The following is a 15447-nucleotide window of genomic DNA, read 5'->3' as shown; positions in this document are numbered from 1 at the left end:
ACCTACGTCTTAAAAGGAAATAAAAATGAAATTATTTAGTTTTTCGCAACTGCTCTATTTTTTCAGGGTAGGTATAAATCAAGTCAATAATGGCTGTAAGCAAACTAATAATTTCTTGTGCTTGAAGTTCGGTAAATTCTTCATCTTCGTGAACTGCTTCATTTCCAAGTATTCGCAAGGTGTGAACCCAATTTTTAATAGATTCGGTTATTGCTTCACTTTCAAGCAACTGATGAAGCATTTTGTTGAGTTTGTCTTTTTTAATTGTTGGCAATTTATCTCGACAAATCGTTTCAAGTACTTTACGAGATTGTATAACTTGTAAAGTTGGGGAAGAAGTTGAATATAAATCATTAAGTGTTTTTTCAACTTTTTCAGGTAAGTATTTAGGTAGATTAAAATCTACTTTAGGGTAACGGTCAATAATTACCATTCTGTGATTAATCACCTGACCCCATTTATGATGTTTAAAACTAAATTTGGCACTAAAAGGCTCTTCTTTAAATTCGTACTTTATAGGATTAAAGACTATTTCAGGGCTAAGACAATTAAGAAAAGCGGATATTTCTCTGGCTTCTGGTGGGCGTTGATGAATAACACCATCAATTTTAACAAATTCTTCAAGCCAGCGAATATCAAAAATTTGTGGGTGGTTGCAATTACAACAACTGCACATTAAACGAAACAATTTGTTACTTTCACGAAAATAAGTTTGTTGGTTTTCAACATATTTTTCAGAGAAAGGCTGACAAGACATAACGTGGAAATTTGCGTTTACTGTTTTGCAGTTTGTACAAGTTTGATTAGTAATTTTATGGAAATAAGACATATGAACCCTAAAGAAATTGATGACTATTTGAGATTTATTTTAGCACTACCTTGTAGTAATGAGAAGAAAATAAGACAAATTATGCTCTATTACCTTGATGGTAATTCTCATCTTCACGCAGATGTTTTTTTAGGTTTGCTAGATATTTATTTTGAGAAAGAACAAGACAAACAACAAGACAAACAACAAGACAAACAAATCATCCCTACCGATATTGTGGCAAGTATGATTGAGTAGGTTTTTAACTAAGAGGAATGAAACAATGAACAACGAAGATAAACAGCAAATCACGGAAATTTCATTAATCGAAGCAACAGGGGAAACATTATGAAAACTAAAATAGCTTGTATTCAATGTGGAGATAGTCGCTCATTAATAGGATTTAAATATATTCCTAATAAATATAGATGTGATAAATGTAATTTAGAGTTCCACTTAAATTCAGCGGATATGAATATTCAAGATATTACACAAAAACAACAGGGCTCTAAAATGAATGAGAAAAAATTTACACAAGAAGAAATTAAGCGTATCGCAGAAACAACGGCTACACCAAAAGAAATTGCAATGATGAGAGCCGTTCTTAAAATTGCTAAAACAAAAGGTTTTGAGTTTGCACAAAGCGTTATTGATGATGAACAACAACGTTTGGATTTTGTTATTGCTTCTGCTCTTGTACCTGATTTACAGCTTGAAAATATACGCGATAAGGTTCCGCAGACATCTTTATCAACTGAATTAAGTCTTGAACATATTGATCATCGTTTGAAAAAGGTTGAACAAGCTCATCTAAACGATCAGAAAATTTCTGAAATAGTTTCTCAAAAGATGAAAGATCTAAATGAGACAAAGAAAGATAAACAGCCATTTCAGACTGAAACCTTGAAGATTCTGCAAGAAGAACACCAAACAAGTTGGCAATATCACGACGGCGATTCATTTGTGTCTCTAGGTCAGTCACACGTTTTAAAAGATCGTCTGTAGTCATAACTTAGTCCTTTTTAAGTAGTTAAAAATCGGATTATAAAACAAAATTTAGGTGTTAGGGGAAAGAATATGAATGTAGCGTTAAATTGTGGTAATTGTGGAAGTGCTAATTTGCGAGTTAGGACTTCCGAAAAAATCGGCTTACTTACGGTTGATATTGTCGGCTACTGCAACAACTGTGGCTCAAAGCACGAGATAGTGGCGAGTATTAAAAAAGTAAGTACTCCGATTTATCAAGAACGTCCTGAAGTGTTACGTATCAACAAGCCTTTAATGAAAGTTGATTTGAATACAAAAGACCTGTTCGAAGAAAAATAACTAATCCATAAACCGATTAATAAATAAACGGCTTAATGTAAAAAATTAGGTCGTGGTTTTTTACAACCTAAATTTAGTGATTTGAGTTTTTTATAAACAAATTTAGAACAATAGGAGTACAAAAATGAGAAAGCCAAATAGTAGAAAACAACGCAATTTGCAATGGCGTTTTTATCGCAATATGCGAAAGCATAGAGCAAATACGCTGGGATTAGAAAAGCAGGTGCGAGCATTAAAAGATGATGTTAATACATTAATGCAGGCAACAGAAGAACAGCGTAAAAAAATTAATGAAATAATTGAAGAGCGGAATGCGTGGGCTGAATTTTTTCGTGAATATTTTAAAGTTGGAGAAGAAAAGAAAGCCCCTTTTATTATCCGTGTTTGGAAAGAGGTTTTTGCTAAGTAGTTAGGGGGTTAGCAATGAAAATCAATAGTTGGACAGCATTGCGTCAGCAGTTTGAAAAAAACAGACAAGCAGAACAAACGCCGAAAACAACACAAGATTGGTTTTTATTGCGTGATCGTTGGGCAAGTTATACCGACTCTCATCGTCGGTTTGTTCTAAAAGTTGCAGGTGTCGAGGTTGATAGCTCGCAGTCATTAGATGTTTTGCCGAAAGATTACATTAAAGCAATTTCTCAGGCAATTGTAGATATTAATGTTTATTCGCAAGCAGATCGTTCTATTTATTATCGTTTAACTAAAGTGTTAAAACAGGTTTGGAAAGGGGATGAATAATGATGATTAATACAAATAAGCTAGATATAGCGGTTAGATTTTATCAGTTTTTTACATATTTATATTTTAAAACTGGCAACTATGAATACTGGATAAAGGGCATTAAAGCGTTAGATGAAGCAATTAATTTAAGAAAGGAGGGCTATTAAATGGGTATCAAAGTAAAACAGTTTAAAGAAAAAGTTGAGGGCGGTTTTCTCGCAAATCGTGACACATTAAACAGAGATTTAAAGCTCTATTTCGATAATCTTTATAACGATTTTTCAAAGATGTTCGACAAACATTCAACGTCACTAGAAGACAATGAAGAAGTCATAATTAAAGTAACTTGTACAACGAGGGTGATTAGAGATGAAGACTAAAACTATTTTAATATCAGGCAATTATAAGATTAAACAAAAAGAGTGTGAACCGTGTTTCGTCGTTTTTGCTAAGACTAATGTGATTGATTGTTTTTTTACTGAAAGCCAAGCAATTAATCATATTGAACGCTTAAAAGAGATTGAACAAAAAGGGAGAGCTTGCTAATGGCTGGCTGGGATTCGCAGGCTCAACAGCAACGAGCCGAAGAAGTTTATCAGCGAAATTTGCAAAATATTGCTGAAAAGTTACCGCTTAACAATAATGTTAAGCCACAGTTTGATGATAAACAAGTAACAAATAATCAGCTTGAATTGTTTGATTTGGTGGGGAAAGACAGTTTTGATTATGTCGAGGCATTGTTAAGAAAGCTACCGACAAAACGTCAGCGTGAGTATTTTCGTGGTTTGTATTTACGAGCTTATAAAAGCGTTAAAGACGATGGTTCTATTGGCTTTGCGATTGGGAATAAACAACGTGCTTATGCAAACTGTTATCTGCGTGATTTATTTGATAAGCATTTAAATTTGGTGTTAGACCAGTATCAGGTTGATTTTTCTTGGTTAGATAGAAGTGTTTCCGAACAACGTGCTTATGATATTTACCGTGAAATTGAAGAGGGTAAAAAAGCTGAAGCGATGGCAAAAGAAGTGGGAAAAGATTATCAAAAATTTTCAAGACCAAACAAAATCAAGGGGATTTTAAACCACTGCTTAGGGCGTAAACGCAAAAAGAATATGCTAGATAAAAAAGCAGAAATTCCTTTTTTCTTACTCAATGAGCAACGTTTAAAAGACATCTCAAAAAAATTAGCAGATATTTTTTTAAATTTGCAAACAGACTTCTTTACACATCTTGCGAATAGTGGCAAAGCATTTTCTGAAGAAGATATTGATCAGGTAATGGAAGATTGCTTTGTTGAATGCGGTGAGATGTGTAAAAAGGTTTGCATTGAAATGCCGTATTGGAAAACCTTTGAGAAAACCGATAACCCAAAAGTGAATCAAATGCAAATTGCATTGAGCAAAATCACCAGTGAAACATTTTGGTTTAAGCAACTTCGTACACTGCAAAAAAGAATGGTTGAACATATTGCGATTGCGTGCGGTGAAGTACAAAAGAAAGTTAGCCCTTATATTTCAAAAGACGGTTTGCGTGATTGGAAAATGCAAATGCGTAAAAACTATGATTTTTTAAAAGAGATGATCGTTGAAAACATTGAAGAGCCTGAGGAACAAGTAGCGTTGTTGGATATGTTTTTACGCTCTAATTCAAACCCACAACTAAGAAGAATTGAAATGATGACACGCTTAAGAGGTGTTGAGGAATGGGCAGAAGAAAACGGGCTTGTGGCTCTTTTCTTAACTTTAACTGCACCGAGCAAATACCACGCTCAGCTTTCAACTGGTGGACGTAACCCAAAATGGAATGGTGCAAGCCCACGAGCCACACATCTATATTTAAACACAGTATGGCAACAATACCGAGCATTACTGAATAAATATGGGATTAAAGGGAGTGGAATGCGAGTAGCAGAACCTCATCACGATGCAACTCCCCACTGGCATTTACTCTTTTTTGTACCCGTGCAACACAAAGAAAAAGCCATTGAACTTTTTAAGATGAAAGCACTAGAGGAAGACGGTGACGAAGCAGGAGCCAAAAAACATCGTTGCAAAGTGGAAGAATGCGACAAAAAGAAAGGGACCCCAACGGGCTATATTGCCAAATATATTGCAAAAAATATTGATGGTTTTGCTGATGATGACGTAATGAGTGATGAAGTAAAAGATATTGATTTAAAAGAAAACTCAAAACGTGCGAGAGCGTGGGCGAGTTTATGGGGCATTCGTCAATTTCAGTTTTATGGGGCAGGCAATATTTCGGTATGGCGTGAATTACGTCGCTGTTTAACTGGCAAGATTTCTGATAAGAAATTGGAAGAATTACGTTTATTTGCTGATATGGGGGAATATGCGTGCTACTTACAAGGACAAGGTGGGGCATTAGTTAAACGTACCGATCAATATGCAAATCTTTGCTATGAAGAGTGTGACGCTAATCAATATGGTGAAGTCAGCAAAAAAATCACAGGGATAAGATCTGCATTTGAAAGTGTGAAAACACGTTTAAAGAAATGGGTCATCAAAAAAGCAGTTAAGCAAGATGAACGTTCGCAAGATGAACGTTCACCAAAAATTGGTGAGCGTAGCGAAGCAAAAAATACGGAGCTTTGCTCCGCTTGGACTTGTGTCAATAACTGTAACCCTATTCATAGCAAGGGTTTAGGCTATATTTCAGTTAGTGATTACTTACATCAAAGACCTAAGGAGGTGGAAAAATTGAAAATGGCGTTAAGGTGGCGTGGCATTCCTGAAAATTGGATAAATAATAATCATATTTATTCATTATTAAAAGGTGGATCAGTTAAGTTAAACAATTATCAGAGTATTGAATACGATGGTAATGAGATTAGATTTTGTTAAAAAGAGGGGGAAAGTATGAATAAGTTCACGAATGAAGATTGTTTTGAAGGTATGAAAAAATACCCTGACAATTATTTTAATTTAGCCATAGTCGATCCGCCTTATTTTTCGGGTCCTGAGAAGAGAAAATTTTATGGCAAAAAAGAAAGCCCTATCGGTGTTCAAAGAATCTATAAAGAAACGGATACTTGGGAATTGCCAACTAAAGAATATTTTGATGAGTTATTTAGAGTAAGTAAACATCAGATTATCTGGGGCGTAAATTATTTTAATAATTACAAATTTGGTTCTGGCCGTATTGTTTGGGACAAGTGCAACGGTAAGAGTCCATTTAGTGATTGCGAAATTGCATACTGCAGTAAACACGATAGTGTGAGACAGTTCAAATATATGTGGAACGGGATGATGCAGGGAAAATCTATAGATGAAGGGCATATACAACAAGGAAATAAAAAATTAAACGAAAAAAGGATACATCCGACACAAAAACCAGTAAATCTTTATCTGTGGCTACTGCAGAAGTATGCAAAAGCTGGACATAAAATTTTAGATACTCACGTTGGTAGTGCAAGTAGTTTAATCGCTTGTGAACAACTAGGTTTTGAGTATGTCGGCTTTGAACTTAATTCACATTATTTCGAACTCGCTAAAAATAGAATATTAAGAGAAAAGGAGTAAACAATGACAAGACAAACAATGGACACTGACAGCTGGGCGACACCTTTTTGGGTAATCTGTTTTGCTGAAGTGTATTTTTTAAATTGTAACATATTGAACAATAAGGGCTTTGGATTAGATGCAGCTGCAAGTGAGTTTAATAGAAAGTGTAAGAAATTCATATCAAAAGAGGAAAATGCACTTAATGTGGATTGGACAAGTAAGAGTAAACGTATCTGGTGCAATCCACCTTACTCTAATCCGCTCCCTTTTATTGAAAAAGCAATTACAGAATCAGAAAAAGGAGCAAAAGTAGTAATGCTTTTAAATGTAGATAACTCGACCAAATGGTTTGCTAAATGTGTTCAACACGCAAATAAAATTGTATTTGTAACAGAAAGTCGCATTCCATTTTTACACAGTGAAACTGGGTTAGAAACGAAAGGGGCAAGACGTCCGCAAATGTTTGTCTTTTTTGATAAAACAAAAAGGGAGAAGCTATCAACAGACTATGTTCCTCTTAATGAAATAAGACAAATTGCACATTATAGAACTTAAAAATAAGGAAAAACTATGAAAAATAAAACAGTACAACAAACGATAGTAGATCGTGGTGCGGTTTATGGGGATTTTTGTGAAACCGCTTATATTTCTCAAAAATTAAAAGGAGCATTAAAAACTGGAAACTTAGATAAAGAAATAAGAATTACCACGCAACAAAGAGAGGCGTTAGAAATGATCTGTGTAAAAATAGCACGTATTGTTACAGGTGATCCAAATTATGAAGACAACTGGCGAGATATTGCGGGTTATGCGATGTTAGGGGGAAATTTAACAGGGGAAAATAACAATGAGTAAAACAATCACTTTAACCAAAATAAATAATAGTGAAATAGCAATTGATAAGGGCAAAACAATGGGTAAATTTATTAAATTAAAACGTGTTGAATGTGTTGATGATGAAGTCATTGACTTGAATAAACGTATTAATATTAATACTCAGCATATCTATTATTTTGAGTATGACGAAGATTTAAAAGCAACAAGAATTTACGTTCATAACGAGTATATTTTTGTTAAAGAAACAGATGATGAAATTATTAAGTTGATGGAGGGCTGTAATGATTGGGGTCATAAAATTTGTATAGAAGAACCAAGTCCAAAGTTGGTAGGTTCTGAATTAGCTAAAAAACTAGCAAAAGATAAGTATATTCTTGCTTATGTATCTGATACTAGTGATGATCACGCACGAGAAAATAAAATCATAGAGGCAATTATGTATGAAGAGCCAGAAGATTTTAATGATAAGATTTTTGTATCAGAAGACATGTGTGATTATAGTCATTTTGCAGTACCTGTGAAATTAACAAAAAATGGAACAGTTGAAATAACTGAAGAGGACCTAGAAAATGAATAAAGCAATTATTATAGGTCGTCTCGGTAATGACCCAACAATTCATCAAGGAACAAATGGCGATTGTATCGCAACTATCAGCATTGCCACTTCTGAAAAGTGGCAAGATAAACAAACAGGTGAGATGAAAGAGCATACTGAATGGCATAGGGTTGTATTTTATGGACGCCGTGCGGAAATCGTGCGTGATTATCTTAAAAAGGGATCACAAGTTGCAGTAGAGGGTAAATTACAAACGCATAAATGGACAGACAATGCGGGCATTGAACGTTACACAACAGAAATTATTGCAAGTAGTTTGCAAATGTTAGGAAGTAAGCAAGATAATGCAACGACTACACCGCAGAAACCAACGCAAAATCAATATGCAAAGGCAAAAGGTAAAGCTGAAACTTATCAAGCACCGAAGCCTAACAATAATTTTGATGATGATATACCGTTTTAAATTGGGGGTGAGTAATGAAAAAATCAACACAGATAAATCAATTATTAACATTAAGTGAAGTTGTGGAGTTGGTAGGTATTGGTGTAACAAGTATCTATAAATATATGAAACAAGGTAAGTTTCCACAGCCAAAAAGAATAGGTAAACGTGCGGTTCGTTGGCGTTTATCGGATATTGAAGAGTATATAAATTCTTAGACAATGAAAAATGACCGCATTAGGCGGTCTTTTTATTAAGAATAATCATAATCTAGGGCTACAATTTTCTACAAAATCTCCCCAAAGTTGCATTACTGGTTTTCTTTGTTCTAAGTAATCAGAGCGGTTATAAGCCTTTCGAACACTATTTTTTATTCCGTGAGATAGACAGGCTTCAATCACTTCGTGATTTAATAATTGTTCACTCAAGTACGTGTCGGCTAACGCTCGCAAGCCGTGAGCAGTGAGATGCCCTTTGTATCCCATTAAAGATATCGACCTATTTGCAGTTTGTGAACTCATTGGCTGTATTTTGTTTATAATACTCGTAAATACAAATTGTTGATGCCCTGTGATTTCTTTCATTTTTTCAAGTTGTGAAAGGGCTTGGGTAGAAAGTGGCACTGTATGCGGTTTCTTTCCCCCTTTCATTTTCTCGGCTGGAATAGTCCAAAGTTTTTTATAAAAATCTATTTCACACCATTCTACTGTTACAGCTTCTTTTGGGCGAACCATTGTAAGAAGTTGCCATTTTATGAGTATTTTTGTCATCGATGATACATTACTATATGTTAATTTACTTAAAAAAGTAGGTAACTCTTCAGGGCGAATGGTAGGATTATTTGTTATTGGCTGTCTTGTAAATGAGTTGCCAACATTTATACATTTATTAAACTCAAGTATTCCACAGTTCACTGCAAAATCCATAATTTCATTAAGTAAACGGGCGGTTCTGTGTAGAGTATCACCGACTCCCCTAGCCTGCAAAGGTTCCAATGTTTGGATCACAAGTTGTGGAGTAATTTCTGTGATTGGATAATATGCTAATTTAGGAAATAGATGATTTTCTAAACGTTGCCAGTTTTTCAGCATTGTTTGTTCTTTTACTTCTGGTGCTTTCTTCTTTTTCCATTTTTCAGCAATTTTTATAAACGTATTTTCTTGACTTGATAATGCATCATTCTCTAACTTCTGTCTATAAAGTTGTGGATCTATACGTTGAGCAAGTAAAGAAAGGTATTCATCTCTCAATGCTCTTGCTTGTAATAATGTTACTGCTGGATATTTTCCCAAACTTAAATCATTACGCTTCTTGTTAAACGGTCGTGAATAATTAAATCGCCACAGCTTGCTTTTATTGGGATTTACAAGCAAGTAAAGTCCCTTGCCATCATTCAGACGGTAAGGCTTTTCTTTTGGTTTAGCATTATTTACTTCAGTGTTCGTTAAAGGTTTTACTATCTTTGGCATTTTGTAGTACGTTATTTTATCTTTTGAGTAAGTTACTACAAAAAATACTACAAAAAAACACGAAAGTAAACAAAGGACAACAAAAGAGGGCGAAAGAAGTCAAAAAAACAAAATGTTTTAAGGGTTTATAAATAAAGAGTTTTATAAAAGATGGCGAAAGAAAACGAAAGATGACAAAATTGTTGATGGTCCCCCCGACCGGACTTGAACCAGTGACCAATCGATTATGAGTCGACTGCTCTAACCAACTGAGCTACGGGGGGATTTCAATGTTAAAAGCGAATGCATTATAGTGAAAAAAATCATAAAAAGCTATCGTTTATGGTGCGTTAGAATAAAAAATAGCCTTTATTTCTTAAATCTTTTTTATATCAAATTGAGTGAGATCAATATAATCCACGGTGTGATAAAATTTACTTAAAGCGTGACGAAGTTGCTCCGTTCGTATTGGTAGTCCATTTTCTGCATAATCTTTAACTTGTTGATACACCGCTTGTTTAAATAAACGATTATCTCCTGCATTTCCTGTTAAGTTATCAGCACTGGCAAAATAGCGAAAATTTGCAGCAGTTGAAAGTATCCATTCAATGGCTTGAGGTTTCACTTCAAATTTTTCAAATTCACGTTGCTGCTGCTCAGAGCGACCATCTGGCTCATACCAATAGCCAAAATCTTCTAATTTATGACGCTCTTTTCCTGCAATTAACCAATGTGAAACCTCGTGTAAGGCACTGCTGTAATAACCTTTAGCAAACAAAATAACATTATAATCACGTTCAGAAAGTTTACCATTTTCTTCTAAAAATTGAGGAAGGTAAATAGGATAGTCACCACCAAAATCAAGTTTGATGTTATATTCTTTAAAAAAAGTTTTATTGAAAATCTGGATTAAATCTTCAACATTATGGTTGTCTTGATTCATCATTAATTTGAATATAAAAATAAAGGGGATTATAGCCTAACTTTTGTAAAGAGATAATAGTTATTTTTTGATTGAGATTGTAATAATATTGATTTTTATTTAAGAAGACTTTGATTATCTCAAATTATCGAACATTTTTTCTGTGATATTTAAAAAAACGCTCCTAAAAAGAAGCGTTTGTAAAGAATGATTAAAAACGAATATTAGTTTTTACGACCCGAACGACGACGATCTAACTCGGTTAAATGTCTCTTACGGATACGAATTGATTTTGGTGTAACCTCAACTAATTCATCATCATCAATAAATTCAATCGCTTGTTCAAGCGTAAACTTAATAGGTGTCGTTAATGAAATAGCCTCATCTTTACCAGATGCACGCATATTCGTTAATTTTTTACCTTGTAAACAGTTTACTGTTAAATCATTTGAACGGCTATGAATACCGATAATTTGACCCTCATAAACTTCTACTGCGTGTTCAATTAATAATTTACCACGTTCTTGTAAATTAAATAATGCGAATGCCAATGCTTTACCTGTTGCATTTGAAATTAATACACCATTTTTACGCTGACCAATTTCACCTGCTTTAACATCATCATAATGGCTAAAGCTTGCATAAAGTAAACCAGTACCAGAAGTCATTGTCATAAATTCACTACGGAAACCGATTAAACCACGACTTGGAATAATATACTCAATACGAGTACGCCCTTTACCGTCTGAAGACATATCTTTCACTTCACCTTTACGCATACCCAATGCTTCCATTACAGCACCTTGATGTTGCTCTTCCACATCTACAGTCACTTGCTCAAAAGGTTCTTGTTTACGTCCATCAATTTCACGGAAAATTACTTTAGGACGAGACACTGCTAATTCATAGCCTTCTCGACGCATATTTTCAATTAATACTGATAAATGAAGTTCACCACGACCAGAAACACGGAATGCATCTGGATCTTCTGTTTCTTCAACACGCAATGCAACATTATGTACCAGTTCTTTACGTAAACGCTCTAAAATCTGACGAGAAGTAACAAATTTACCTTCTTTACCACAGAATGGTGAAGTGTTTACACAGAAGAACATTGTTACTGTTGGTTCATCAACACTTAATGCAGGCAAGGCATCAACATTATTCACATCACAAAGTGTATCAGAAATGTTTAATTCTCCTAAACCAGTGATTGCAACGATATCTCCTGCGTGAGCGATTTCGGCTTCATAACGCTCTAAACCTAAATGGCTTAATACTTGTCCAATTTTACCATTACGACGTTTACCTTCACTATTAATTAAAGTCACTTGTTGATTTGGTTTAACTGATCCACGTTTAATACGCCCAATCCCAATTACACCAACATAACTATTATAATCAAGTTGAGAAATTTGCATTTGGAAAGTGCCATTTGTTTCCACTTTTGGTGGTTCAACGTGCTTGACAATTGCTTTGAATAACGGCGTCATATCTGCTTCAAGGCTTTCGTGTTCAAGACCTGCTACACCATTTAATGCTGAGGCATAAATAATTGGAAAATCTAATTGTTCATCTGTTGCATCAAGATTGACAAATAAATCAAAAATTTGATCTACTACCCAATCAGGTCTTGCTCCTGGGCGATCGACTTTATTAATTACTAAAATTGGTTTTAAACCGTGAGCAAACGCTTTTTGGGTGACAAAACGAGTTTGCGGCATAGGACCATCAAAAGCATCAACCACTAATAGAACAGAGTCTACCATTGAAAGTACTCGCTCTACTTCACCACCGAAATCGGCATGTCCCGGAGTATCTACAATATTAATGTGGTAGTCATTCCAGTTAATTGCGGTATTTTTTGCTAAAATTGTAATTCCACGTTCTTTTTCAAGATCATTTGAATCCATTACTCGCTCATCAACGTCACCACGAGTTTCTCCAAAAGTACCAGACTGTTGAAGAAGCTTATCTACTAATGTTGTTTTACCGTGATCGACGTGAGCAATAATTGCGATATTACGCAATTTATTTATATCTAAATTTTGTGTCATTTTATTATCTTAAAGTTGTTTGTTTAAAAAAGTTGTGCAAAATATTTTTTACATAACAAGCAATTATACCGTTAATTGTGTTTAATAGATAGTCATTTCATTCGTTAAATAAAATAGCAAGTTAAGGTGAAACTACGTCGTTAATCTTACTTTTACTATATTTATTTCTTATTCTTATTTTTATTTTCTTATTATTGGTTTGTTTTTACATCAGAAACCCTTATTTCTATGATTTTTTATTGTATTTATTTTATTTTATTTTACAATGAGGAAAGTTGGTATGATTTTTTATATAACTATCAGCTAGTGATAAAAGGATATTATCAGACTCAAGCATCTAGGGAAAGATAATCAAATATCTAAGGAAAGATAATCAAATTAAAAAGGAATTTTTTATGAACCAAGTCTACAAAATTGTGTTTAATCAAGCAACAAAAACGCATACAGTAATTTCAGAGTTAGCCAAAAGCAGAACCAAAGCTCAAAGTCAACATTCTAAAAGTAAGAAAAGCTTAACTCTAGGATTAGTAACATCGCTTTTAATCAGTGGTAATTTGGCATTTGCGGAAGAATTGAACTCTCCATATGGAAAATCAATAGGAATAAATAGCCTAGCATTAGGTTATCAAGCAATTTCAACGGGACATGAATCTAATGCAATAGGTGAATATGCAGTTTCAGAAGGAAACTTCTCATCTGCATTAGGTTATCGAGCTAAATCTAAAGGAGATTCATCTCAAGCAATAGGAGCTTCTTCAGTTTCGGAGGGAGTTAATTCATTTGCAATCGGAAGAAATGCAAATTCGAAAGGGCTATCTTCATATGTAATAGGTGAAGATGCAGTTTCAGAAGGAAACTTCTCAACTGCATTAGGCTATCAAGCTAAATCTAAAGGAGAGTCATCTCAAGCAATAGGATCTGCTGCAGTTTCGGGGGGAGTTAGTTCATTTGCAATCGGAACACAAGCAAATTCGAAAGGGATATCTTCATATGCAATAGGTGAAAGTGCAGTTTCAGAAGGAGCTAATTCATTTGCAATCGGAAGAAATGCAACTTCGAGAGGGGAATATTCATATGTAATAGGTGAAAATGCAGTTTCAGAAGGAAATTTCTCAACTGCATTAGGTTATCAAGCTAAATCTAAAGGAAAGTTATCTCAAGCAATAGGAACTGCTTCAGTTTCGGAGGGAATTAATTCATTTGCAATCGGAACACAAGCAAATTCGAAAGGGATATCTTCATATGCAATAGGACATAAGGCAGTAGCATCAAATGAAAATTCGTTAGCGATAGGTAATGATTCATATGCTAAAGGAGTAAATGCAGTTGCATTAGGAACTTCAGCAACGACAACATTAGATAATGCCGTGGCATTAGGTTATGCCTCAGAGGCAACTATTGATAAGGGTAAAGCGGGGTACGATTTCTTGACAGACAGATCTAAGTTCTTTAGATATAATACAGGAATTTGGAAAGCAACTCACGCAGCAGTATCAGTAGGTAAATCAGATGCAAGTGTTACAAGACAAATAAATGGACTAGCAGCAGGTACAGAAGATGCTGATGCAGTAAATGTAGCTCAAATTAAAGCATTAGAAGTAGGAAAAGGTAAAATATTAGATACAACTCCTGATCAACATAAGACAGTTACAGGTAAAACAGTATTCGAACACTTAAAAGCTAATCACTATACTAAGACAGAAGTTACTAAGAAAGATGCAAGTAACTTGAATGATGTAGATGTAACTGCTTGGACAAACAAGTTAAATACGAGGGCAAATTTGACTACTCCAACAGGTAAATTAGTTACGGATGAACAAGTTAAAAAAGCCTTGGATACTAAACTTGAGACTAAGGATATCAAAGATATTACTAGTTCAGATCAGTCCATTAGTATTGGCACAAATAGAAATGTTGCTACAGGCAAGGTTGACTTGAAAGTGAATGTAGATGATTCAAGTATTACCGTCAAAAATGGTAAAGTATCTGTAAAAGATGGTGGCATTTCAACGAATAAACTTGTAGATAATGCAGTAACGACAGCTAAGATTAAAGATGCTAATATAACAAAAGTTAAATTAGCTACGAATGTGACAGATATTCTTAATAAAGTCGGTGCTGGAAAAATTGAAGCAGGCGATATGAACACTGTGACAGGTGATACTGTTAAAAAATATGTTGATAGAAAAGTGGACAATGTTGATAGAAAATTGGACAATGCTATTGCTGGAGTTAAGAAAAGTATAGTTAGAGTTGCCGATGATGTGAAAGAAATAAAGGCTGGAGTTGCAGGAGCAATGGCAACAGCTGGACTGCCACAGGCTTATTTACCTGGTCATAGTATGGTTGCAGCAGCAGGTTCAACCTATAAAGGAGCAACAGCTATCGCTCTGGGTGTTTCAACTATCTCAGATAATAGAAAATGGATTGTTAAGGGAACGGTCAATTCAAATTCAAGTGGAGATGTTGGTGCAACTTTAGGTGCTGGCTACCAATGGTAAGTTTTAATTTAATTATTGATATTTAGTTATTAATAATTGGTTATTATTTTGAATAAAATGCTCTCTTCAATTGAAGAGAGCATTTTATTGTTAGAGTGGATCGATTTATTTAAAAGAAAATAATTTTTCTTTAATCTATGTCATAGAAAAATTAATTTACTATAGGGAAAGTGAATGAAGCTGTAAAAATACTTCGAAAGAGACTGAAGTTGTGATGAATTATCTTTTTATGGGCTATGTCATCAAATAGTAATGAATAAATATGTAATCTTGCATTGTAAAGGTAGCATTATTCACAAAGCA

20 protein-coding genes and 1 tRNA gene are annotated in these 15447 nt (G+C 34.4%); 16 read left to right on the top strand and 5 right to left on the bottom strand.

Translation table 11 applies throughout. The features are described from left to right. Positions 1 to 31: 31 nt before the first annotated feature. Positions 32 to 829 carry a DUF4145 domain-containing protein gene (locus KGI96_RS07295; RefSeq protein ID WP_211597608.1) on the bottom strand — a complete coding sequence of 266 codons (798 nt, stop codon included), beginning with the start codon at positions 827 to 829 and terminating at the stop codon, positions 32 to 34. Between KGI96_RS07295 and KGI96_RS07290 the strand changes: the two genes are divergently transcribed. From KGI96_RS07290 to KGI96_RS07220, 15 genes are all read left to right on the top strand, one after another. Then, positions 830 to 1066, top strand: coding sequence for a hypothetical protein (locus KGI96_RS07290; RefSeq protein WP_211597609.1), 237 nt, complete (start codon positions 830 to 832; stop codon positions 1064 to 1066). Between the two features lie 90 nt (positions 1067 to 1156). After that, positions 1157 to 1813: a hypothetical protein gene (locus tag KGI96_RS07285; protein ID WP_211597610.1), complete on the top strand. Its 657-nt coding sequence runs from the start codon at positions 1157 to 1159 to the stop codon at positions 1811 to 1813. Between the two features lie 114 nt (positions 1814 to 1927). Beyond that, positions 1928 to 2134, top strand: a complete 207-nt coding sequence (locus tag KGI96_RS07280) for a hypothetical protein (protein ID WP_229577139.1) — start codon at positions 1928 to 1930, stop codon at positions 2132 to 2134. A gap of 124 nt (positions 2135 to 2258) precedes the next feature. Next, positions 2259 to 2543, top strand: coding sequence for a hypothetical protein (locus tag KGI96_RS07275; RefSeq protein ID WP_211597612.1), 285 nt, complete (start codon positions 2259 to 2261; stop codon positions 2541 to 2543). 14 nt (positions 2544 to 2557) lie between these two features. Next, the gene (locus tag KGI96_RS07270; protein WP_211597613.1) at positions 2558 to 2875 is read left to right on the top strand and encodes a hypothetical protein; all 318 of its coding nucleotides are present in this window, start codon (positions 2558 to 2560) and stop codon (positions 2873 to 2875) included. After that, positions 2875 to 3024 carry a hypothetical protein gene (locus KGI96_RS07265; protein ID WP_211597614.1) on the top strand — a complete coding sequence of 50 codons (150 nt, stop codon included), beginning with the start codon at positions 2875 to 2877 and terminating at the stop codon, positions 3022 to 3024. The genes KGI96_RS07270 and KGI96_RS07265 overlap by 1 nt, the downstream gene beginning before the upstream one ends. After that, on the top strand, positions 3025 to 3237 hold the full coding sequence (locus tag KGI96_RS07260; protein WP_211597615.1) for a hypothetical protein: 213 nt from the start codon (positions 3025 to 3027) through the stop codon (positions 3235 to 3237). It begins immediately after the preceding gene. Next, positions 3227 to 3403: a hypothetical protein gene (locus tag KGI96_RS07255; protein ID WP_211597616.1), complete on the top strand. Its 177-nt coding sequence runs from the start codon at positions 3227 to 3229 to the stop codon at positions 3401 to 3403. Before KGI96_RS07260 ends, KGI96_RS07255 begins: the two co-directional genes overlap by 11 nt. Beyond that, positions 3403 to 5721, top strand: coding sequence for a replication endonuclease (locus KGI96_RS07250; protein WP_213156409.1), 2319 nt, complete (start codon positions 3403 to 3405; stop codon positions 5719 to 5721). Before KGI96_RS07255 ends, KGI96_RS07250 begins: the two co-directional genes overlap by 1 nt. Positions 5722 to 5736: 15 nt before the next feature. Then, the gene (locus KGI96_RS07245; RefSeq protein ID WP_211597618.1) at positions 5737 to 6399 is read left to right on the top strand and encodes a DNA-methyltransferase; all 663 of its coding nucleotides are present in this window, start codon (positions 5737 to 5739) and stop codon (positions 6397 to 6399) included. A 3-nt stretch (positions 6400 to 6402) separates the two neighbouring features. Then, positions 6403 to 6936 (top strand): phage N-6-adenine-methyltransferase, encoded by a 534-nt coding sequence (locus KGI96_RS07240; RefSeq protein WP_211597619.1) that lies wholly within the window; start codon positions 6403 to 6405, stop codon positions 6934 to 6936. Positions 6937 to 6951: 15 nt separating this feature from the next. After that, positions 6952 to 7236, top strand: coding sequence for a DUF6378 domain-containing protein (locus tag KGI96_RS07235; RefSeq protein WP_211597620.1), 285 nt, complete (start codon positions 6952 to 6954; stop codon positions 7234 to 7236). After that, on the top strand, positions 7229 to 7795 hold the full coding sequence (locus KGI96_RS07230; protein ID WP_211597621.1) for a hypothetical protein: 567 nt from the start codon (positions 7229 to 7231) through the stop codon (positions 7793 to 7795). The genes KGI96_RS07235 and KGI96_RS07230 overlap by 8 nt, the downstream gene beginning before the upstream one ends. Beyond that, complete coding sequence (gene ssb / locus KGI96_RS07225) at positions 7788 to 8237, top strand: single-stranded DNA-binding protein (RefSeq protein ID WP_211597622.1); 450 nt, start codon at positions 7788 to 7790, stop codon at positions 8235 to 8237. The genes KGI96_RS07230 and ssb overlap by 8 nt, the downstream gene beginning before the upstream one ends. Before the next feature lie 14 nt (positions 8238 to 8251). Further along, positions 8252 to 8434 carry a helix-turn-helix transcriptional regulator gene (locus tag KGI96_RS07220; RefSeq protein WP_211597623.1) on the top strand — a complete coding sequence of 61 codons (183 nt, stop codon included), beginning with the start codon at positions 8252 to 8254 and terminating at the stop codon, positions 8432 to 8434. A 45-nt stretch (positions 8435 to 8479) separates the two neighbouring features. On the opposite strand, the gene KGI96_RS07215 is transcribed toward KGI96_RS07220, so the two are convergent. From KGI96_RS07215 to typA, 4 genes are all read right to left on the bottom strand, one after another. Continuing rightward, positions 8480 to 9685, bottom strand: a complete 1206-nt coding sequence (locus KGI96_RS07215; protein WP_211597624.1) for a tyrosine-type recombinase/integrase — start codon at positions 9683 to 9685, stop codon at positions 8480 to 8482. A gap of 186 nt (positions 9686 to 9871) precedes the next feature. Next, positions 9872 to 9948 (bottom strand) — tRNA-Ile (locus tag KGI96_RS07210). A gap of 92 nt (positions 9949 to 10040) precedes the next feature. Then, the gene (locus KGI96_RS07205; RefSeq protein WP_211597672.1) at positions 10041 to 10607 is read right to left on the bottom strand and encodes an elongation factor P hydroxylase; all 567 of its coding nucleotides are present in this window, start codon (positions 10605 to 10607) and stop codon (positions 10041 to 10043) included. Positions 10608 to 10810: 203 nt separating this feature from the next. After that, on the bottom strand, positions 10811 to 12643 hold the full coding sequence (gene typA / locus KGI96_RS07200) for a translational GTPase TypA (protein WP_211597625.1): 1833 nt from the start codon (positions 12641 to 12643) through the stop codon (positions 10811 to 10813). Between the two features lie 395 nt (positions 12644 to 13038). Here typA and KGI96_RS07195 point away from each other — a divergent pair, with 395 nt between their 5' ends. Next, on the top strand, positions 13039 to 15144 hold the full coding sequence (locus tag KGI96_RS07195; protein ID WP_211597626.1) for a YadA-like family protein: 2106 nt from the start codon (positions 13039 to 13041) through the stop codon (positions 15142 to 15144). Positions 15145 to 15447 lie beyond the last annotated feature (303 nt).

The sequence above is a fragment of the Phocoenobacter atlanticus subsp. cyclopteri genome, from assembly GCF_018343795.1.
Lineage (GTDB): Bacteria > Pseudomonadota > Gammaproteobacteria > Enterobacterales > Pasteurellaceae > Phocoenobacter > Phocoenobacter atlanticus.
Note: the sequence above shows the minus strand (reverse complement) of the source record. Positions and strands in the feature narration are given on the sequence as shown.